At 63.9% G+C, this 19,533-nt stretch carries 16 protein-coding genes; 11 read left to right on the forward strand and 5 right to left on the reverse strand.

Annotated elements, in window-relative coordinates; all coding sequences use genetic code 11:
* Positions 1-3,843, forward strand: a 3,843-nt coding sequence (locus JNB89_RS30245) for a DNA translocase FtsK (protein ID WP_276572782.1), incomplete at its 5' end; no start/stop codon positions are given.
* Between the two features lie 274 nt (positions 3,844-4,117).
* Here the strand turns inward: JNB89_RS30245 and JNB89_RS30250 are convergent.
* The gene (locus tag JNB89_RS30250) at positions 4,118-5,428 is read right to left on the reverse strand and encodes a lactonase family protein (protein ID WP_220364661.1); all 1,311 of its coding nucleotides are present in this window, start codon (positions 5,426-5,428) and stop codon (positions 4,118-4,120) included.
* Positions 5,429-5,735: 307 nt separating this feature from the next.
* Here JNB89_RS30250 and JNB89_RS30255 point away from each other — a divergent pair, with 307 nt between their 5' ends.
* Positions 5,736-5,888, forward strand: a complete 153-nt coding sequence (locus tag JNB89_RS30255; protein WP_006048361.1) for a DUF3096 domain-containing protein — start codon at positions 5,736-5,738, stop codon at positions 5,886-5,888.
* A 316-nt stretch (positions 5,889-6,204) separates the two neighbouring features.
* Here JNB89_RS30255 and JNB89_RS30260 read toward each other — a convergent pair whose 3' ends face one another.
* Positions 6,205-6,450, reverse strand: a complete 246-nt coding sequence (locus JNB89_RS30260; protein WP_013338626.1) for a hypothetical protein — start codon at positions 6,448-6,450, stop codon at positions 6,205-6,207.
* A gap of 246 nt (positions 6,451-6,696) precedes the next feature.
* Here JNB89_RS30260 and JNB89_RS30265 point away from each other — a divergent pair, with 246 nt between their 5' ends.
* Both JNB89_RS30265 and JNB89_RS30270 read left to right on the forward strand, forming a co-directional pair.
* On the forward strand, positions 6,697-8,577 hold the full coding sequence (locus tag JNB89_RS30265; RefSeq protein WP_220364662.1) for a glycoside hydrolase family 15 protein: 1,881 nt from the start codon (positions 6,697-6,699) through the stop codon (positions 8,575-8,577).
* Positions 8,578-8,757: 180 nt separating this feature from the next.
* Positions 8,758-10,035: a polyhydroxyalkanoate depolymerase gene (locus JNB89_RS30270; RefSeq protein WP_013338624.1), complete on the forward strand. Its 1,278-nt coding sequence runs from the start codon at positions 8,758-8,760 to the stop codon at positions 10,033-10,035.
* A gap of 162 nt (positions 10,036-10,197) precedes the next feature.
* Here JNB89_RS30270 and JNB89_RS30275 read toward each other — a convergent pair whose 3' ends face one another.
* The gene (locus tag JNB89_RS30275) at positions 10,198-10,830 is read right to left on the reverse strand and encodes a TetR/AcrR family transcriptional regulator (RefSeq protein WP_006048365.1); all 633 of its coding nucleotides are present in this window, start codon (positions 10,828-10,830) and stop codon (positions 10,198-10,200) included.
* Positions 10,831-11,064: 234 nt separating this feature from the next.
* Between JNB89_RS30275 and rsxB the strand changes: the two genes are divergently transcribed.
* The 3 genes from rsxB to JNB89_RS30290 all read left to right on the forward strand — a co-directional run bounded on the left by rsxB (position 11,065) and on the right by JNB89_RS30290 (position 13,395).
* Complete coding sequence (gene rsxB, locus JNB89_RS30280) at positions 11,065-12,030, forward strand: electron transport complex subunit RsxB (RefSeq protein WP_220364663.1); 966 nt, start codon at positions 11,065-11,067, stop codon at positions 12,028-12,030.
* 25 nt (positions 12,031-12,055) lie between these two features.
* On the forward strand, positions 12,056-12,700 hold the full coding sequence (nth, locus tag JNB89_RS30285) for an endonuclease III (RefSeq protein WP_220364664.1): 645 nt from the start codon (positions 12,056-12,058) through the stop codon (positions 12,698-12,700).
* Positions 12,701-12,960: 260 nt separating this feature from the next.
* Positions 12,961-13,395, forward strand: a complete 435-nt coding sequence (locus JNB89_RS30290) for a DUF1841 family protein (RefSeq protein WP_041727881.1) — start codon at positions 12,961-12,963, stop codon at positions 13,393-13,395.
* 305 nt (positions 13,396-13,700) lie between these two features.
* On the opposite strand, the gene JNB89_RS30295 is transcribed toward JNB89_RS30290, so the two are convergent.
* Positions 13,701-14,084 carry a c-type cytochrome gene (locus tag JNB89_RS30295; RefSeq protein ID WP_013338620.1) on the reverse strand — a complete coding sequence of 128 codons (384 nt, stop codon included), beginning with the start codon at positions 14,082-14,084 and terminating at the stop codon, positions 13,701-13,703.
* A gap of 65 nt (positions 14,085-14,149) precedes the next feature.
* Positions 14,150-14,518, reverse strand: a complete 369-nt coding sequence (locus JNB89_RS30300; protein WP_013338619.1) for a c-type cytochrome — start codon at positions 14,516-14,518, stop codon at positions 14,150-14,152.
* A 346-nt stretch (positions 14,519-14,864) separates the two neighbouring features.
* Between JNB89_RS30300 and JNB89_RS30305 the strand changes: the two genes are divergently transcribed.
* From JNB89_RS30305 to tal, 4 genes are all read left to right on the forward strand, one after another.
* Positions 14,865-15,707, forward strand: a complete 843-nt coding sequence (locus JNB89_RS30305; protein WP_220364665.1) for an AAA family ATPase — start codon at positions 14,865-14,867, stop codon at positions 15,705-15,707.
* Between the two features lie 34 nt (positions 15,708-15,741).
* The gene (locus JNB89_RS30310) at positions 15,742-16,917 is read left to right on the forward strand and encodes a vWA domain-containing protein (protein ID WP_220364666.1); all 1,176 of its coding nucleotides are present in this window, start codon (positions 15,742-15,744) and stop codon (positions 16,915-16,917) included.
* A gap of 39 nt (positions 16,918-16,956) precedes the next feature.
* Positions 16,957-18,177, forward strand: coding sequence for a benzoate/H(+) symporter BenE family transporter (locus JNB89_RS30315; RefSeq protein WP_220364667.1), 1,221 nt, complete (start codon positions 16,957-16,959; stop codon positions 18,175-18,177).
* 241 nt (positions 18,178-18,418) lie between these two features.
* The gene (gene tal / locus JNB89_RS30320; RefSeq protein ID WP_013338615.1) at positions 18,419-19,372 is read left to right on the forward strand and encodes a transaldolase; all 954 of its coding nucleotides are present in this window, start codon (positions 18,419-18,421) and stop codon (positions 19,370-19,372) included.
* Positions 19,373-19,533: the final 161 nt, after the last annotated feature.

The following is a 19,533-nucleotide window of genomic DNA, read 5'->3' on the forward strand; positions in this document are numbered from 1 at the left end:
GCAGCGGGTGGATGGTTGCGTGAGGCCGGCCGGGGGGTGGAGGGGTCTGAGCGGAACTCGGGGGGAACGGCTGGTGTTGGCGGTGTTGGCGGTGTTGGCGGTGTTGGCGGTGTTGCGGCGCACTCCGCCGGCCGCTCGGCGCATGGGCCGCGAAATGGCGACTCGATGGCAATAGGTGCAGGCGCCGCAGCAGCGGCGCGCGTGGCCGGGGCAGCGGGAGCACCGGGAGTAGCGGGAGTCGGGGCAGTCGGCTCGGCATCAACCGCAGGTGGCGCTCTTCGAACCGCAGCGCAGATGGGCCACGGCGCGTCAAGCGTCGCGGGAGGCACGGGAGCAGCGCCGGGCGCGCTGTCCGCAAAGACGTCCTCTGCTGGCCGTCCTGCAGTCAGTCCGGCTGCCGCCTCCTTCTCACCATCCGTATCGCGCGCGCAGCCGGCGCCGTCGGCCATTCGCGGGAACGAGACCGGCGGCACTTCAAACGCTGGGCGCCCGCCGGCGCCCAGCTACACGCGGCCCATGCCTGTGAGCGAGAAAGTCACGCCGCCTGCCAGCGTTCAGGATACGCTGCGCAGCATCGCCGAAAACGCCGCGCGTTGGACGGATATCGCCGGCGTCAGTCTCGCCCGCAGTACGAGCGCCGAAGGCGCGAAGATCGGAGGCGCGAACGCTGTGCCGCCGGGTGCCGGTGGCGTTGCTCATGCTTCGGGTCCGGAAGGCGACGCATCCGCCGCGCCAGCGTTTCCAAGGCATGCGGCGTCTGGCGAAATCGCGGAGTCGGCGGATCGCGGCATGTCAACGCAGCACTACGTCGGCCATGACGACAGTGCTTCAGCTCCACCAGCCATGAAAACCGCGCTTGAGGCGACGGTTGATGCATCGGTGAAGGCGCCGGTGGACGCGCCGGGTGATAAACCGGTCCAGGCGTCGGTTGACGCGCCGGTGGACGCATCCGCTCAGCCGTCGGTTGACGCGTCTCTGCAAACGGCCGCCCCGAGGCCAACTCACGCGCGTTGGACGGAACCGGCGGCGACCGGCGCCGAGCCAGTTGTGCAATGGCCGATCGAACCGCCCGACATTCAAACGGCGCCTCGCGCACAAGAGGCGACTGCTACGTCTCAAGCGCCGACTCAGCCGCCGCCAGCTACGGTCGCTTCCGCCCTGCAGGCCGGGCGCGATGCTGCCGCGCACGCCCAGGTCGACACTGTCGCGCACACTGGGGCTGACGCTGCCACGCACGCCGGGGCGGACACTGCCGCCAACGCCGGGGCCGACGCTGTCGCGCACGCCGGCGCAGACGTTGCCACGCACACCGGGGCTGACACTGCCGCCCACGCCGGGCCCAACGCTGCCGCGTACGACGGCGCAGACACTGCCGCGCACGCCGAGGCCAACACTGCGACACACGCCGGAGCCAACGCTGCCACACACGCTGGGGCCAACACCGTCACGCACAGAAGCGCCGACACCGTCGCGCACACCAGCTCCGACGTTGCCGCGCCGCCCTCAGCAGGCCACTTCGCCGCGGCGTCCGAGCCGGCATCCGTCTCGCTACCGCCGGTCGCCCCGGCTCCGCGCGATGTTCCGCCGACGCTGGCCCGCACGCCGTTCGGCATCTTCGCGAGCCGTTTTGAGCAGGCTGACGCCTCGTCGCAGACTCCGCCGTGGGAAGAAGATGAGTCAACGACAGCGGACGGATCGCCGGAACATGCAGAGCGCACCCCAGGCGCGCCTACCGAGCCGAGCCCTGGCGGCGATGCACAACGCAATGTCGCCGTCGCACCGCCTCTGGACGAGCGGACGATAGCGGCATCGGAGAACCCTTCGCCGACGCGGCATGCGTTCAGCGGCGGAGTCAGCGCCGAAGTCAGCGCCGACCTCAGCGCCGACCTCAGCGGCAGCGCCGACGCGCACACATCAACATCGGCCGCCGCGGCGCCACCCCCGGCCGAAAGCGAAAGACTCACGCCCCCTCCCCTCGCGGATTCGGGCTCGCCCGCAAACTTCGCGCACAGCTCGCCCACGGACGATGCCGCCGCCATGCCCGCGCAAAGCTTCGCGCCGCCGGCATCGTCGAACGTGGTGCGCTTTCCCGGTCCCACGACGCAGCCGCTAGCGCAGGCTCAGGCGACCGCACATACCGGTCCTCAGGGCCACGAACCGCCTCGCCTGGACACCGCGGCGACGGCGTCCGCGCACCAGCCGACGCCCGCCGCAAATCCCGGCGTTCCGTCAGCGCCTCTTCAGGTACCGGTTCAAGCACGTGTAGATGTCGAGCCCGCACCCGAAAGCGTCGTCCAGCGCCCGCCGCCGCGCGGCCACGGTCCGACCAACGGCTTCGAGTTTCACGCGCCGGCCGCGTCGATGGTGGAATTGCCCACGCTCGATCTGCTCGCGCCCGCGGACACCGACATCGAGCCGGTTTCCGAGGAAAAGCTCACGGAAACCGGTCTGCTGATCGAACAACGGCTGCAGGAGTTCAAGGTGCCCGTCACGGTGGTGGGCGCGTCGGCCGGTCCGGTCATCACCCGCTTCGAGGTGGAGCCGGCGCTCGGCGTGCGCGGCAGCCAGATCGTCGGGCTCATGAAGGACCTGTCGCGTGGGCTCGGACTCACGTCGATCCGCGTCGTCGAAACGATTCCCGGCAAGACCTGCATGGGCCTCGAATTGCCGAACGCCAAGCGCCAAACGATCCGCCTGTCCGAAATTCTCGAAGCGAGCGTCTATCAGAACTCCCATTCGCAACTGACGCTTGCCATGGGCAAGGACATCACCGGCCATCCGGTCGTCGCCGATCTGGCCAAAGCGCCGCACATGCTCGTCGCGGGCACGACCGGCTCGGGCAAGTCGGTGGCCATTAACGCGATGATCTGCTCGCTGCTCTTCAAGGCGACGCCCGAGGAAGTGCGCCTCATCATGATCGATCCGAAGATGCTGGAACTGTCGGTCTACGAAGGCATTCCGCATCTGCTCGCGCCCGTGGTCACCGACATGAAGCTCGCCGCCAACGCGCTGAACTGGTGTGTCGGCGAAATGGAAAAGCGCTATCGGTTGATGTCGGCAGTCGGTGTGCGAAATCTGGCGGGCTTCAATCAAAAAATTCGCGACACAGAAGCGAAAGGCAAGAAGCTCGGCAATCCGTTCTCACTGACGCCTGAAGCGCCGGAGCCGCTCGCGCCACTGCCGCTGATCGTCGTGGTGATCGACGAGCTCGCCGACCTGATGATGGTGGCCGGCAAAAAGATCGAGGAACTGATCGCGCGGCTCGCGCAGAAGGCGCGCGCGGCCGGCATCCATCTGATTCTGGCGACGCAGCGGCCGTCAGTGGACGTGATCACCGGTCTCATCAAGGCGAATATTCCGACGCGGGTCGCGTTCCAGGTGTCGTCGAAAATCGACTCGCGCACGATTCTCGACCAGATGGGCGCGGAGTCGCTGCTCGGTCAGGGCGACATGCTGTTCCTGCCGCCGGGCACCGGCTATCCACAACGCGTGCACGGCGCGTTTGTCGCGGACGAAGAAGTGCATGCGATCGTCGAATATCTGAAGCAGTTTGGCGAGCCGCAATACGAGGAAGGCATTCTCGACGGCCCGGCCACCGAGGGCAGCGCGACGCAGGACCTGTTCGGCGACTCGCCGGACGCAGAAGCCGACCCGCTTTACGACGAAGCCGTCGCTTTCGTCGTGCGCACGCGACGCGCGTCGATCTCGTCGGTGCAGCGACAGTTGCGTATCGGCTATAACCGTGCGGCGCGTCTGGTCGAGCAGATGGAGACGGCGGGGCTCGTGTCGGCAATGGGAATCAACGGCAGCCGCGAAGTGCTGGCGCCGGGTCCGGCGGAATAGCATGCCGCAGCCGGAATAGCTTGCCGCTGTGAATAGCTTGCCGCTGTGAATAGCCTGCCGCTGTGAATAGCCTGCCGCTGTGAATAGCCTGCCGCTGTGAATAGCCTGCCGCGCGTCGCGCCGCTCGTATGCGGCTGCGACGCAAGCCCAGCGAAGCAGATCGCATCGAGCACGCAACAACGCAACGGAGCCAGCTCGCTCACATCGACCATCGACCATCGACCATGCAAAACGGGCCGCAAAACGCGGCCCGTTTGTCATTCAACACGCTCGCCTACGACGGCGACACCAGCTTGAAATCCACCGGCGAGCCGATCTCGATCCGCTTCGGGTTCGCTTCGAGCAAACCGCTTTCCTGATCGCGCCGGAACACATAGACAGTGTCGCTGTTCTGATTGCCGACGATCAGCCACTTGCCGGTCGGATCGATCGCGAACTCGCGCGGCGCCTTGCCTAAGCTCGATTGATGACCGATCTTCTTCAGATGCCCGTTCGCGGGGTCGACCGAAAAAATCACGATCTCGTTCGCGTCACCGCGATTGGTCGCGTAGAGAAAGCGCCCGTCCGGCGACAGATGGATCGCCGCCGCGCCTACCGCGCCCTTGAAGCCCGGCTCGGTGAGCGACACCGTCTGCACCTGCGTGAGCTTGCCGTCGTCGTAATTGAACGTGGTGACGGTCGCGGCCAGTTCGCTCGTCAGATACGCGTGCTTGCCGTCGGCGCCAAATACCAGATGCCGCGGGCCGCTGCCCGGCTTTTGCGGCGTGTAGCGCCAGTCGGTCGGGCCAAACAGGCCGCGGCTGCCGTCGGGCGTATAGCGGTACGAGTACAGCTTGTCCGCGCCGAGATCCTGTGCAAACAGATACTTGCCGTCCGCGGAGAACACCGTGGAGTGCACGTGCGAGTTGTCCTGGCGTCCCTTCACCGGACCGCCGCCTTCATGATGCACGGTCAGCACCGACGCGCCGAGCTGGCCGTCGGCGGCCACCGGAAACACCGCGAAGCTGCCGCCGGGATCGGCTGCCACCGAATAGTTCGCGGCCAGCAGATACTTGCCGTCGGGCGAAAGACTCAGATAGCAGGGATCGTTGCCGTCGGCGGAAACCTTGTTCAGGAAGGTCAGCTGGCCGCTCGCGGCGTCGAAGCGAAACGCGCTGATGCCGCCGCGCTGGGTGGCCGGTCCGTTATCGCCGGGCAGTTCGTTGACCGCGTACACGAAACGGCGATCGCGGCTCACCACGAGGTACGACGGGTTCACGGTCTGCGCGACCGACACGCGCGTCGCCTCGCCGGTCTTCGTATCGAAGCGATAGACGTACAAGCCTTCGCTCTTGCCGCCGGTATAGGTGCCGACCAGCAGGTCATACACGCCGTCGGCGGGAACCGCGCCGGAACCGGCATCCTGAGCAAACGCGGACGAAGCGACAATCGAGACCATGAGCGCGAAACCTTTTATGATCGAGCGGGCGGCGCCCATTGCAGTCCAACTGCGACCCCGCCGTGAAATGAAGTCAACCTCGTGATACGAAGAAGACAGCTCAAGCGCTCGCGCGGCATGCACGGCGGCCCGGTGACGACCCAGCATACGACCTCCTCTACAGGGTTATTTGCGTAAAGCGGTTGTAATCGTGCCTCTGGTCTGCCGCGCGGCGCTCGAGCGTCGTTGTTCTCGAGCAAGTATAAAAGCGTTGCAACGGATCATGCTGCCAGACGGCCGGCGCTCTTGCTCCGGCGCTGCGAGGCGTTGCGAGGCGCTGCGTCGTCCGGCGCTGCGTCGGGCGTCAATCCGTCGAGTCGGCGCTGCGTCGCGCGGCATGGCGGCTGCATGAGTAGCAATCGTCCCGCCTGAACGGGACATTCTCAACTACGTGTCACCACACTACGGAGTCTTCATGAACATCACCCTGAGCCTGGGCCCGCTGGTATCGCTGATCGCCGGCATTCTGATTCTCGTGATGCCGCGGCTGCTGAACTACATCGTCGCGCTTTATCTGATCATCATCGGGATCATCGGCATTTTTGGCGTGGGTTCGTCGCACTTCTGAGCAAGGCAGCCGGGCACAACGAGGCCCGGCTCTTGTCGTCGACAACAAGGCGTGGATGCAGCGGATCAGGTGGCGGAAATCGCGCTTTGGCGTGCGGGTACGCACGTGCATGCCTCTCAGACGTACAGGCGGGCGTGGAAACAAGTGTAGAAAAAGCCAGGCAGAAGCGTGAAGCGTGTGAGGCGCACGCCGGCATACCGGTGCCGGTCATGGCCGCGCGCGTGCAATGCGCGTTTGCAATAAATGCCTTACGTTCAGGCAGCGCAGCGCGTCCGGGCAGAACCCCGAGCGAGTCGCCCGCGCGCCAACGCCGGGCTCAGCCGTTGGAAAGCTGTTCGAGGCGCAGGCGCCCCTGCAACGATAGCGCACCGACGGCATAATGACCGTCACCTTCCTGGTAGCGCCGGAAGCAGGCCCGTTCGATCAGAAAGCTCGCAGCGGTTTGCATGCCGTTGCGGCTTAGACCCAGGCGGTCATGATCGAGTGGAAGCATTGAATCTTCCGCGAGTTGGCTCGCGGCGGAGAGAATCGTGATGCAGTCGGATTTTGACGGATTCAGCATGGCTTTCGTCCTCCAAACGGCGTGTGCATGCGCGATGGGTAAGCCGGCTTCGCAAACCGGGAAGTTCGGCTGTCGGCTGGATTACTGATTGTAGGCATCAATTTGACAATTACAACCCGCGTTTTGCCGCATGGTGCGGTGGCGCACCATGCGGCAACGCGGGTCGCGCACGAACCACGAACGGGGCGCAGCCGAGCTTGCCGCGCCAGTTACTAAAACGCACTGAAGGCATTGATACGGACGCCCATGCCCGCACTCATCGAAGACTATGCGCTCATTGGCGACGGCCACACGGCCGCGCTCGTTTCCCGCGAAGGTTCCGTCGACTGGCTGTGCTGGCCGCGCTTCGACTCCGGCGCCTGTTTTGCGGCGCTGCTCGGCACGCCGGACAACGGCCGCTGGCTGATCTGCCCCGACTCCGAAACGCCCCCCACCATTACGCGCCGCTATCGCGACGAAACGCTGATCCTCGAAACGCACTTCGAAACGCCCGAGGGCGCGGTCACGCTGGTGGACTTCATGCCGCCCGGCAACGGCTGGTCGGAAATGGTGCGCATCGTGGTCGGCAAGCGCGGCACCGTACGCATGAAAATGGAGCTAGTGCTGCGCTTCGACTACGGCTTCTCGATTCCGTGGGTTGACCGTCTGAAGCACGAAAGCGGCATTCGCGCGCTCGTCGGTCCGGATAACGCCGTGCTGCGCACGCCCGTGGATCTGCGCGGCGAGAACATGAAAACCGTGGCCGAGTTCACCGTCAGCGAAGGCGAGCGCGTGCCCTTCTCGCTCGCCTATTCGGCCTCGCACCTGCGGCTTCCGCCCGCGCGCGATCCGCATACGGCGCTTGCGCGCACCGAGAATCACTGGCTGGAGTGGGCGGCGCGCGGCAACATAGAAGGAAGATGGGCCGAACCGATCCGCCGCTCGCTCATCACGCTGCGCGCGCTCGCTTATGAACCGACCGGCGGCATCGTCGCCGCGCCGACTACGTCGCTGCCGGAACAGCTCGGCGGCACGCGCAACTGGGACTACCGCTACTGCTGGCTACGCGACGCCACCATCACGCTGCTCGCGCTGATGCGCGGCGGCTACTACGACGAGGCGCGCGCCTGGCGCAGCTGGCTCGGCCGGGTCATGGCGGGCGCGCCCGACCAGTTGCAGATCATGTACGGACTCGCCGGCGAACGGCGCCTGCCCGAGTTCGAGATCGACTGGCTGCCCGGCTACCAGGGCGCGAAGCCGGTGCGCATCGGCAATAACGCGGTCGGGCAGCTACAGCTCGACGTGTACGGCGAAGTGATGAACGCGCTGCATCTGGCGCGAGTGGGCGGCCTGCAGGCGGACGACACGTCGTGGAACGTGCAATGCGCGCTGCTGCGCCACCTCGGTACGATCTGGCAACAGCCCGACGAAGGCATCTGGGAGACGCGCGGCGGGCGCCAGCATTTCACGTTCTCCAAGGTGATGGCGTGGGTCGCGTTCGACCGTGCGCTCGCCTCGGCGGAAATGTTCAATCTGCAAGGCCCGCTCGACGAATGGCGCTCCACCCGCGCGCAGATTCACGCGGAGGTCTGCGAGAAGGCCTGGAACCCCTCACTCAATGCGTTTTCGCAGACCTACGGCGGCGATCAGCTGGATGCGAGCCTCCTGCTGCTGCCGCTGGTGGGCTTTTTGTCGCCGCACGATTCGCGCGTGAAGGGCACCCTGGAAGCAATAGAGCGCGACCTGATGCACGACGGCTTCGTCATGCGTTACCGAACCACCGAGTTCGACGACGGCCTGCCGCCGGGAGAAGGCACGTTTCTGGCTTGTTCGTTCTGGATGGTGGACAACCTGGCGCTGCAAGGCCGCCTCGACGAAGCCATTGCGATGTACGAACGGCTACTCGGCCTGTGCAACGACGTGGGGCTGCTCGCGGAAGAATACGACCCGGCGCAAAAGCGCCTCGTCGGCAATTTCCCGCAGGCGTTCTCGCACGTGGCGCTCGTCAACACCGGTCTGAACCTGATGAAGCACGAACAGGCGATGGCGCAGGCGACGGGGCAGCCGTGCCATAACGGCACGCAGCAGGCAGAACTTGAGGCTGCTGCAAGCCCGGATAGCGGCACAGCAACATCGCCAGTAGCATGATTCAATGACACTTTTGGGGATCGACCTCACCGAATTGCTGCATTGCACAAGTACCCTGGTTTCTATATGATCGAACCGTCTGTCGGCCGAATAACAATGTGCCAACAACCAATATGGCCCGCCGCAACGCCACACGCGTGTTTGCGAAGCCCCATGCGAACCGCTTAAAACGGAGCACCCATGCTCTATCAATTGCACGAATTCCAGCGGGCTATGCTGAGCCCGCTCACCGCCTGGGCTCAGGCCGCGTCGAAATCGTTCGCGAACCCTGCCAGCCCGCTCGCCTATGTGCCCGGCGCCACACGCCTTTCCGCCGGCTACGAGCTGCTCTACCGGCTCGGTAAAGATTACGAAAAGCCGGAGTTCAACCTCCACCAGATCGTCAAGGACGGCCACAATATCCCGATCATCGAGCAAACGATCATCGAGAAGCCGTTCTGCCGCCTGATGCGCTTCAAGCGTTTCGCGGATGACAGCGATGCCGTCATTCAACTGAAAGACGAGCCCGTCGTGCTGGTGTGCGCGCCTTTGTCGGGGCACCATGCCACGCTGCTGCGTGACACAGTGCGCACGTTGTTGCAGGACCACAAGGTCTACCTGACGGACTGGATCGACGCGCGCATGGTGCCGCTTGAAGACGGCGAGTTCCATTTGGACGACTACATCGCGTACATCCAGGAGTTCATCCGCCACATCGGCGCGAAGAACCTGCACGTGATTTCCGTATGCCAGCCGACCGTGCCGGTGCTCGCCGCCATTTCACTCATGGCGAGCCGCGGCGAGGACACGCCGCGCACCATGACGATGATGGGCGGCCCCATCGACGCGCGCAAGAGTCCGACTTCGGTGAATTCGCTCGCCACGCAGCACTCGTACGAGTGGTTCGAAAACAACGTGATCTTCACGGTGCCGCCGAACTATCCGGGCGTCGGCCGCAAGGTGTACCCGGGCTTTCTGCAGCACACCGGTTTCGTCGCGATGAATCCGGAGCGTCACGCTGCGTCGCATTGGGACTTCTACCAGAGCCTGCTGCGCGGCGACGAAGACGACGCCGAAGCGCATCGCCGCTTTTACGACGAGTACAACGCGGTGCTCGACATGGACGCGGATTACTACCTCGACACGATCCGCGTGGTGTTCCAGGAGTTCCGCCTTGCGGAGGGCACGTGGGACGTGGCCGGCGAACGCGTGCGGCCGCAGGACATCACGAAAACGGCGCTCTTCACGATAGAAGGCGAGCTGGACGACATTTCCGGCGACGGCCAGACTTTTGCCGCACACGAGCTGTGCACCGGCATTCCGGAGAAGAACAGACGCCACTTCACGGCGGAAAAGTGCGGTCACTACGGCATTTTTTCAGGCCGCCGCTGGCGCACGATCATCTATCCGCAGTTGCGCGACTTCATCCTCGAACACAACAAGGCGCCGAAAGTAGTGAAGGAAAAAGCCGAAGCATGAGCGGCGTGCCCGCAAATGAATACGGGCAGCATGTGAAAACGGCCTCCTGACGGGAGGCCGTTTTCTTTTGCATTGTCCATCTCGAAGACTGACCGCACGCCGCACCGCAGCTAACCGCATCTCACGGCACGGCCACTTTCATGGCCCGCGAAAGGCGCTTTGCTACTTGCGCAGCAGATACGCAAGCAGCAGTTCGGTGTTCATCTGAATCACTTCGCTGCGCTCGCCCGGACTGCTGAAGTCGCGACCGAGCGTTGCTTCGAGCGTGAAGCGATTGGACACGATGTAGTAGCCCATGCCCGACAGGGTGACGTAAAAGCGCAGCGGATCGACATTGGTCCGAAACAGGCCCGCGCGCTGGCCACGCTCGAGAATGCTGCCCAGCGTGGCGACAATCGGCGAAATCATTTCGCGGATGCGCGTGGACTTCTGCATATAACGCGCCTCATGCAGATTTTCGTTATTGACGAGGCGCAGCAGTTCGGGGTGATCGCGGTAGTAGTCCCACACAAAATGCGCAAGACGCGTGACGGCCTCCACCGGCGCAATGCCGTTCAGTTCCAGCGTGCGTTCCGCTTCGTTCAGCGCACTGAACGCGTGCTCGAGTACTGCTGTGAAAAGCTGCTCCTTGCTACCGAAGTAGTAGTAGAGCATGCGTTCATTCGTCTCTGCGCGGCGGGCGATCTGATCGACGCGCGCGCCGAATAGCCCACCATTTGCAAACTCTTCGGCAGCCGCAAGCAGGATGCGGCGCCGGGTGCCTTCAGGATCTCTTTTGATTTTCGGCTGATTCATGGTGGCATTGTCTTCGTGAGCCGCGTTATCCGGATCGCACCGCCGGCCTCTCCTCGGGCCTTGCACCGACAGCACTGGACGGCTGGTTGGGGGGAAAACCCTTCTGCGGTCTTTCGAAATAAGCGCTTCGATTATGGCACATGGTTTGCGGATGGCAATTGGGGAAATCGGCGATAATGTGCTATTTAAATCAAGCTGTGCGGCCGCCCGCCGAGCCCCGCTTGGCCACACATCGTGACCGTGACACAGATCAAAACACTTGCAGATCGCATTGAAGATCTGCTTCCCCAGACGCAATGCACCAAGTGCGGTTATCCCGCCTGCCGTCCGTACGCGGAGGCCGTCGCGCGCGGCGAAGCGGGCTACAACCAGTGCCCGCCGGGCGGCGCCGAAGGCGTCGCGCGGCTTGCTGCCCTGCTCGGCAAGCCCGTCATTGCGCTTAATCCCGCCAATGGCGTCGAACGGCCGCGGCCGCTGGCGGTAATCGACGAACAGATCTGCATTGGCTGCACGCTGTGCATGCAGGCGTGTCCCGTCGATGCAATAGTTGGGGCACCGAAACACATGCACACGGTGGTTGCCGAGCTGTGCACGGGTTGCGACCTGTGCGTGCCGCCCTGCCCCGTCGACTGCATTTCCATGCTGCCCGTGACCGGCGAGGCCACCGGCTGGGACGCATGGAGCCAGCCACAGGCCGACGCGGCACGCGAGCGGCATAACCGGCGCGAAGCGCGTCTCGCGCGCGAGCGCGAAGCCGCCGAAGCCCGTGTTGCGGCGCGGCGAAGCGGCGCCGTGGCTGCTGGTTCCGGTGCGGACGCGGGTGTAACTGCAGCTTCTGGCGCTGCGACCGGCGCGGCTGCCAGCACGCCTGGGGGCGCAGCGCCGGCGACCCCGTCCGTATCCGCCACCAACGACGCCGAAGCGAAGAAACGCGCGATCATTCAGGCCGCGCTCGAACGCGCGCGCAAGAAGAAGGAAGAACTCGCGGCCAAAGGCCAGGGACCGTTGAACACGGAACATGTCAGCGCGGACGTGCAGGCGCAGATCGACGCCGCGGAAGCGCGCCGCCGCCGTCTTGGACTCGCCGACAATCCCGCGGACCACCCGGCTGGCAGTTCCGTGGCTAACAGCACCGGCACCGCCAACACCACCAGCCCGGACACGCCCGCGGCGCCGCCCCGCGCGCGCAGCCCGCGCTAACCGCCACCGCCTCTGCCCGCTCAGCATGAATGCGAACAAACGCCGCGCCATCTACGAAACGCTTCAGAGCATCAATCCGCACCCCACAACCGAGCTCGAGTACACGACACCGTTCGAACTGCTGATCGCCGTGCTGCTGTCGGCGCAGGCCACGGACGTGTCGGTCAACAAGGCGATGCGCAAGATGTTTCCCGTCGCAAACACGCCGCAGGCCGTGCTCGAACTTGGCGAGGAAGGCGTCGCGAACTACATCAAGACAATCGGCCTGTATCGCAACAAGGCAAAGAACGTGATTGCGACCTGCCGCATTCTGCTCGACCAGTACGGCGGCGAGGTGCCCGAAAACCGCGAGGCGCTGGAGAGCCTGCCGGGCGTCGGGCGCAAGACGGCCAACGTGATTCTGAACACTGCGTTCGGTCATCCGACCATCGCGGTGGACACGCACATCTTTCGGGTTGCCAACCGGACAGGGCTTGCGCCCGGCAAGGACGTGCGCGCAGTCGAAACGGCGCTCGAAAAGTTCACGCCCGCCGAGTTCAAGCACGACGCGCATCACTGGCTGATCCTGCACGGCCGCTATGTCTGCAAGGCGCGGCGGCCGGAGTGCTGGCATTGCGCGATCGAACCGCTGTGCGAATTCCGGCCGAAGACGCCGCCGCCAGATCTGTGAGTCGGACCGCGCTCAGCGGGTCGCGGCGGCGGCGCGTAAAATGATGCAATGCGCTTGCAGCCGCGCACGCTCGCAGTCGCGCGATGCTTGTTGGCGCAGCACCGCATGACGTCTGCCGCGGTAGACGCGTTGGCATAGCCCGTTGGCATACCAATAGCCAGCTCGCAGAGGCGAGCGCGAGCCGCACGTTGATACGCCCTCGTTGCCGCGTGAATGCGCCGCATTTTTCTCACAGCCCCACTCAATACACCGGTTCCACGATGTTCAATCCCAGCCGCGACGAAGTCCGTCAATTCTTTACCGAGACGTGGCGCAAGCAGCGCCATGGCGAAATCCTCACGCCACTCGAAGCGATGGCTGCGGACTGGATCAGCGAGCACCCCGAGTATCACTCGGACCTGACCGATACGCAGGCCGCCCAGGCGCAGGACTACTCGCCCGAGCGCGGGCAGACCAATCCGTTTTTGCATCTGTCGATGCACCTGGCCATCAGCGAGCAATTGTCGATCGACCAGCCGCCAGGCATTCGCGCCGCGCACGAGCGTCTCGCCGCGCGGCTCGGTTCGACACACGACGCTCAGCACGCGATCATGGAATGCCTTGGCGAAACGATCTGGGAAGCGCAGCGCAGCGGCATGCCGCCGGACACGGACGCATACTTGCAGCGGATTGAACGCCGCGCGACGCGCGACTGACTCGAGCCCGCAAGCACGAAAGAAAGCCGCGGCTCAAAACAAAACACCCCGCCAAAGCGGGGTGTTGAAGGCGGCCTTGAATTAAAGCCAGGCGCTAAGGCGAAGCACTAGAGCGAGGCTTTAAAGCTAACCATTAAAGCAACGCGTTAAAGCTAAGCATCAAAGCAAAGTCATCGAAGAAAGTCATCGAAGAAAGTCATCGAAGCAAAGTCAGCAAGCCAGCCATCGAAGCGAGGCGTCGCAGCGGCGTCTATAGCATGGCGTTTGCAACTGCCCGAGGCGCCGCCCGTTGCGGCGCGGCGCGCTTACTTCTTCTGCACGAGATCGCCCTTCAGCGATTCGATATATGCCGCGATGTCCTTCATGTCGCTTTGCGACAGGCTCTGCACCTGCGCTTGCATGATCGCGTTATTGCGGCCCATGTGCGGGTTGCCGTTACCCATTTGATACTGACGCAGCGCCCAGTAGATGTAGTCCGAGTGCTGACCCGCGAGCTTCGGATATTCCGGGCTCACCGGCTTGTTCAGGTTCGGACCGTGACAGGCCGCGCAATTGTGGCTCTCTGACAGCACCTTGCCGTTGCCGGCGTCTGCCGCATGGGCGACGCTCGCTGCAAGCAGACCAAATACTGCCGCCGACGCGCATGCAGCCTTGAACACCGTGTGGAGTGCCTGTTGGGGCTTATTCATGAATTCTCCTATCCCGCGAATTTAATAGCCTTGTGACTGGTTGGACGAGCGCAGCCCGCCACCTGTCATTTGTCGGGATTGCTCTTCGATGAGGAATTTTGCGCTGCGTAGTAAGCAGCGATGTCGGCGATGTCCTGATCCGATAGCGATGCGGTGATCGCATGCATCGTTTCGAAATGGCGGTCGCCCTTCTTGTAGCCGCGCAGCGCGTTTTCGAGGTACGCCTGATTCTGGCCGCCCAGCATGGGCACGCGGTACACCTCAGGGTAAGCCGTGCGGTATTCAGGGATGCCGTGGCAGCCAATACACATCGCGACCTTGCCCTGGCCCGCTTTCGCGTTGCCGACGACATCCGCTGCCTGCGCACTGGCCGCATAGCCCGCGAGCACCGACAGCGCTGCGATCACGACGTGTTTGCCGACGAATTTGTTCATAGCATGTAACCTGGCTTGAGGGGAAACGGGCGCCCAAAAAAGGCAACGGCCCGCGCTGTTTTTCTCGCCGCTTTCTCGCTGCTTTCTTATAGGGAGCCACGCAGGCCAAAAAAATCGGGCTAATTGTACCGCGTCGCCGCGCCGAACGTCCACCGCGCGGGGCGTACGCGCCGGTGGGCCGGTGCCGGCATCGCCGTGGGCCACCCGCGCACCACCCGCGTCCGCCCCGTGGGCCGCGAGGCGCGCACGGCGGCCAGCGCGGCTGCAACCTTACGCGAGCCGGCTTCAGGCCGACAGGGCTTCTGACTTATACTGGGTTTTTTCCCACGCCAGAGAGCACCTCGCCATGCGTTTCGAAGGCTCATCGCAGTACGTCGCCACCGACGACCTCAAGCTCGCGGTCAACGCCGCGATGACGCTCAAGCGCCCGCTTCTCATCAAAGGCGAGCCCGGCACGGGGAAAACCATGCTGGCCGAAGAGGTCGCCGCGGCGCTTGGCATGCCGCTGCTGCAGTGGCATATCAAGTCCACCACCAAGGCCCAGCAGGGTCTGTACGAATACGACGCGGTGTCGCGCCTGCGCGATTCGCAGCTCGGCGACGAACGCGTCAAGGACATTCGCAACTACATTGTGAAGGGCGTGCTGTGGCAGGCGTTCGAGTCGGACCAGCAAACCGTGCTGCTGATCGACGAGATCGACAAGGCCGACATCGAGTTTCCGAACGACCTGCTGCGCGAACTCGACCGCATGGAATTCTACGTGTACGAGACCCACGAGCTGGTGCGCGCAAAGCAGCGGCCGCTCGTCATCATCACGTCGAACAACGAGAAGGAACTGCCCGACGCCTTCCTGCGCCGCTGCTTTTTCCATTACATCAAGTTTCCCGATCCGCCCACCATGCAGCAGATCGTCGAGGTGCATTACCCCGGCATCAAGAAGGAACTGCTGGCCGCGGCCATGCAGAGCTTCTTCGAATTGCGCAACGTGGCGGGGCTGAAGAAGAAACCGTCGACGTCGGAACTGCTCGACTGGCTCAAGCTGCTGCTTGCCGAGGACATTCCGCCCGAAGCGCTGCGCTCGGCGGATCAGAAGCAGATCATTCCGCCGCTTGCCGGCGCGCTGCTCAAGAACGAGCAGGACGTGAGCCTGTTCGAACGGCTCATCTTCATGAACCGCAACAACCGTTGACCTCCTACCTGGCTCGCGCCGCAGGGGACCCAGCATGCTGATCGACTTCTTCTACTCGCTGCGCGCCGCGAAGCTGCCCGTGTCGGTGAAGGAATACCTGACGCTGCTCGAGGCGCTCAAAGCCAACGTCATCGCGCCGTCGCTGGACGATTTCTATTACCTCGCGCGCATGACGCTCGTGAAGGACGAGCAGTACTTCGACAAGTTCGACCAGGCGTTCGGCGCCTACTTCAACGGCGTGGCGAAGGCGTCGGAACTCGCTTTCGACGTGCCGCTCGACTGGCTGAAGAAAAAGCTGCAGCGCGATCTGTCGCCCGAAGAAAAAGCGCAGATCGAGGCAATGGGCGGTATCGACAAGCTCATGGAGCGCCTGAAGCAACTGTTCGACGAACAGAAAGAACGGCATGAGGGCGGCAACAAGTGGATCGGCACGGGCGGCACCTCGCCGTTCGGCAATGGCGGCTACAACCCGGAGGGCGTGCGCATCGGCGGCGACTCGGCGGGTAACCGCACGGCCGTCAAGGTATGGGAAGCGCGCGCCTATCGCGATTACGACGACCAGGTGGAGATCGGCACGCGCAACATCAAGGTCGCGCTGCGCCGCTTGCGCCGCTTCGCGCGCGAGGGCGCGGCCGAAGAGCTGGACCTGCCCGACACGATCCGCAGCACCGCCGCGAACGCCGGCTGGCTCGACCTGAAGATGGTGCCCGAGCGCCACAACAAGGTGAAAGTGCTGATGCTGCTCGACGTAGGCGGCTCGATGGACGACCACATCAAGCGCACGGAAGAGCTCTTTTCTGCCGCCAAGGCCGAGTTCAAGCATCTCGAGTTCTACTATTTCCACAACTGCGTTTACGACTTTCTGTGGAAGAACAACCGGCGCCGCCACGCCGAGCGCACGCCCACGTGGGACGTGCTGCACAAGTTCACGCCCGACTACAAACTGATCTTCGTCGGGGACGCGACGATGAGTCCCTATGAAGTGCTGCAGCCAGGCGGCTCCGTGGAATACAACAACGCCGAGGCGGGAGCGGTGTGGCTGCGCCGGCTCGCCGATCACTTTCCGCATCATGCGTGGCTGAACCCCGAACCCGAAGGCTTGTGGCCGTACCGCCAGTCTGTCAGCGCGATTCGTGAGGTGCTCGGTCACCGCATGTACCCGCTTACGCTCGCCGGCCTCGAGGCCGCCATGCGTATCCTGAGCAAATAACCCGCCCCGCTCCACTCTCAACGACAAGAAAGTACCTGCATGCGCCGCTCGTCATCGCCTGAACTGGCCACCGCCGGCATTGCGCCCGGCCGCTTCAACCCTATTGCCGACACATCGCTGTCCGCGATCGTCGCAGGTTTCGTCGCGATGATGACTGGCTACACCAGTTCTCTCGTGCTGATGTTTCAGGCCGGCCAGGCCGCGCATCTGAGCAACGCACAGATTTCGTCGTGGATCTGGGCGTTGTCGGTCGGCATGGCAGTCAGCACCATCGGTCTGTCGCTGCGCTTTCGCGCGCCGATCGTGGTGGCGTGGTCGACGCCGGGTGCCGCGCTGCTCGTTTCGTCGTTGCCGCACGTGCCCTACGCGCAGGCGATCGGCGCGTTTATCGTCTGCGCGCTGCTGCTCACCGTTGTCGGTCTGACGGGCTGGTTCGATACGCTAATGAAGAAAATTCCCGCCGGCATTGCAGCCGCCTTGCTGGCGGGCATTCTGTTCGAGATCGGCATTGAGATCTTTCGCGCCGCGCAGTTCCAGACTGCGCTCGTGCTGACAATGTTTCTGACCTACCTCGTCGTCAAACGCATTGCGCCGCGTTATGCGATTCCACTGACGCTGATCGCCGGCACGCTCGCCGCCGGGGTGCTCGGACTGCTCGATTTCAGCCACTTCAGGGTCACGCTCGCGCAGCCGGTGTTCACCATGCCGTCGTTCTCGCTGGCGGCCAGCATCAGCATCGGCATTCCGCTCTTCGTGGTGGCAATGGCGTCGCAGAACGTGCCTGGCATTGCGGTGCTGCGCGCCGACGGCTACGCCACGCCCTCCGCGCCGTTGATTTCGACGACCGGCATCGTGTCGCTCGCGCTCGCACCGTTCGGTTCGCACGGCGTCAATCTTGCTGCGATCACGGCGGCAATCTGCACCGGCCCCGAAGCGCACGAGAACCGCGACAAGCGCTACACGGCCGCAGTGTGGTGCGGCATTTTCTATCTGATCGCCGGCGTGTTCGGCGCGACAATTGCTGCGCTGTTCGCGGCGTTTCCGCGCGAACTCGTCGTCTCAGTGGCGGCGCTGGCGTTGTTCGGCTCGATCATGAGCGGCCTCACCAACGCGATGCAGGATGCAAGGCAGCGCGAAGCGGCGCTCGTCACTTTCATGGTGACGGCGTCCGGGCTCACGCTGTTGTCCATTGGCTCGGCGTTCTGGGGGCTGGTGGCGGGCGTCGTCACGCAAGTCGTGCTGAATGCGCGGCGTGCGTGAGGGCGAGGCAAGAGTGAACGGACCGGCGGCGCACGGTGTCAATACTGCATCAGACGATCCGCCATAAAATAGAGGCATCCGCCAGCGTTTCCCGGCAACATGGTTGCAACGTCGCGGCGCCCGTTGCAATCCTGGGTAAGCGCTGCAGCGAAACTCGTGGCAGCCGGACCGAAGCGGTCTTTCGATCCGGCTGCAACTCATTCTCCTGAACCGTGGCGCATGCGCCCCTAAAGGCACGAATATGACAACCGCACTCGATCAACTCAAGCAATACACCACGGTCGTGGCCGATACCGGCGACTTCCAGCAACTCGCGCAATACAAGCCACAGGACGCGACCACCAACCCGTCGCTGATCCTGAAGGCCGTGCAGAAGGACGACTACCGTCCGCTGCTCGAAAAGACGGTAAAAGATCATGCGTCCAAGCCGATGGGCGCGATCATCGATCAGCTCCTGATCGCGTTCGGCACCGAAATCCTGAAGATCATCCCGGGCCGCGTGTCGACCGAAGTGGATGCGCGTCTGTCGTTCGACGTGCAGGGCTCCATCGCCAAGGGCCGCGAACTGATCGCGCTCTACAAGGAGCACGGCATCGACCGCGAGCGCGTGCTGATCAAGCTGGCCTCCACGTGGGAAGGCGTGCGCGCCGCCGAAGTGCTGCAAAAGGAAGGCATCAATTGCAACATGACGCTGCTGTTCTCGCTCGCTCAGGCCGCCGCGTGCGCGGAAGCGGGTGCAAAGCTGATCTCGCCGTTCGTCGGCCGGATTTACGACTGGTATAAGAAAAATGCCGGCAGCGCGTGGGACGAAGCGAAAGACGGCGGTGCGAACGATCCGGGCGTCCAGTCGGTGCGCCGCATCTACGCTTACTACAAGAAGTTCGGCTACAAGACCGAGGTGATGGGCGCGAGCTTCCGCACCACCGGCCAGATTCTGGAACTGGCCGGCTGCGATTTGCTGACCATCAGCCCCGACCTGCTGCAAAAGCTGCATGAAAGTACCGAGAAGGTGGAACGCAAACTGTCGCCGGAAAGCTCGCACGACGCAAACATGGAGCGCGTGCCGGTCGACGAGCCGTCGTTCCGCTTCCTCGTCAACGACGAGGCAATGGCCACCGAAAAGCTCGCCGAAGGTATTCGCGCGTTTGCGGCGGATGCCGTGAAGCTGGAAAAGCTGATCGAAGCGCTGCGCTAGGAATTAGGGGAATGGTTGGGCGCGCCAGGCAACCGTGGTTGCCGGTGCGTTGCGCCATGGCCTGTCGAATCGAGTAGCGTCGGGAGTTGGCCGCTCCGGCGGGGCCGTACGTTGTAGTCAGCGTACGCCCGCCGCCTCCTCCCTGCCGCTGCCCCTCGCCC

Origin of the sequence: Paraburkholderia phenoliruptrix (genome assembly GCF_019511605.1) — a bacterium.
Taxonomy (GTDB): domain Bacteria; phylum Pseudomonadota; class Gammaproteobacteria; order Burkholderiales; family Burkholderiaceae; genus Paraburkholderia; species Paraburkholderia phenoliruptrix_A.

Bases quoted from the DNA above. Each gene is read 5' to 3' on its own strand.
- JNB89_RS30270 (WP_013338624.1), top strand. From the start codon at position 8,758: ATGCTCTATCAATTGCACGAATTCCAGCGGGCTATGCTGAGCCCGCTC.
- JNB89_RS30310 (WP_220364666.1), top strand. From the start codon at position 15,742: ATGCTGATCGACTTCTTCTACTCGCTGCGCGCCGCGAAGCTGCCCGTG.
- JNB89_RS30315 (WP_220364667.1), top strand. From the start codon at position 16,957: ATGCGCCGCTCGTCATCGCCTGAACTGGCCACCGCCGGCATTGCGCCC.
- JNB89_RS30260 (WP_013338626.1), bottom strand. From the start codon at position 6,450: ATGCTGAATCCGTCAAAATCCGACTGCATCACGATTCTCTCCGCCGCG.
- nth (WP_220364664.1), top strand. From the start codon at position 12,056: ATGAATGCGAACAAACGCCGCGCCATCTACGAAACGCTTCAGAGCATC.
- JNB89_RS30295 (WP_013338620.1), bottom strand. From the start codon at position 14,084: ATGAATAAGCCCCAACAGGCACTCCACACGGTGTTCAAGGCTGCATGC.
- JNB89_RS30250 (WP_220364661.1), bottom strand. From the start codon at position 5,428: ATGCTGGGTCGTCACCGGGCCGCCGTGCATGCCGCGCGAGCGCTTGAG.
- JNB89_RS30305 (WP_220364665.1), top strand. From the start codon at position 14,865: ATGCGTTTCGAAGGCTCATCGCAGTACGTCGCCACCGACGACCTCAAG.
- JNB89_RS30255 (WP_006048361.1), top strand. From the start codon at position 5,736: ATGAACATCACCCTGAGCCTGGGCCCGCTGGTATCGCTGATCGCCGGC.
- tal (WP_013338615.1), top strand. From the start codon at position 18,419: ATGACAACCGCACTCGATCAACTCAAGCAATACACCACGGTCGTGGCC.
- JNB89_RS30265 (WP_220364662.1), top strand. From the start codon at position 6,697: ATGCCCGCACTCATCGAAGACTATGCGCTCATTGGCGACGGCCACACG.
- JNB89_RS30300 (WP_013338619.1), bottom strand. From the start codon at position 14,518: ATGAACAAATTCGTCGGCAAACACGTCGTGATCGCAGCGCTGTCGGTG.
- JNB89_RS30290 (WP_041727881.1), top strand. From the start codon at position 12,961: ATGTTCAATCCCAGCCGCGACGAAGTCCGTCAATTCTTTACCGAGACG.
- JNB89_RS30275 (WP_006048365.1), bottom strand. From the start codon at position 10,830: ATGAATCAGCCGAAAATCAAAAGAGATCCTGAAGGCACCCGGCGCCGC.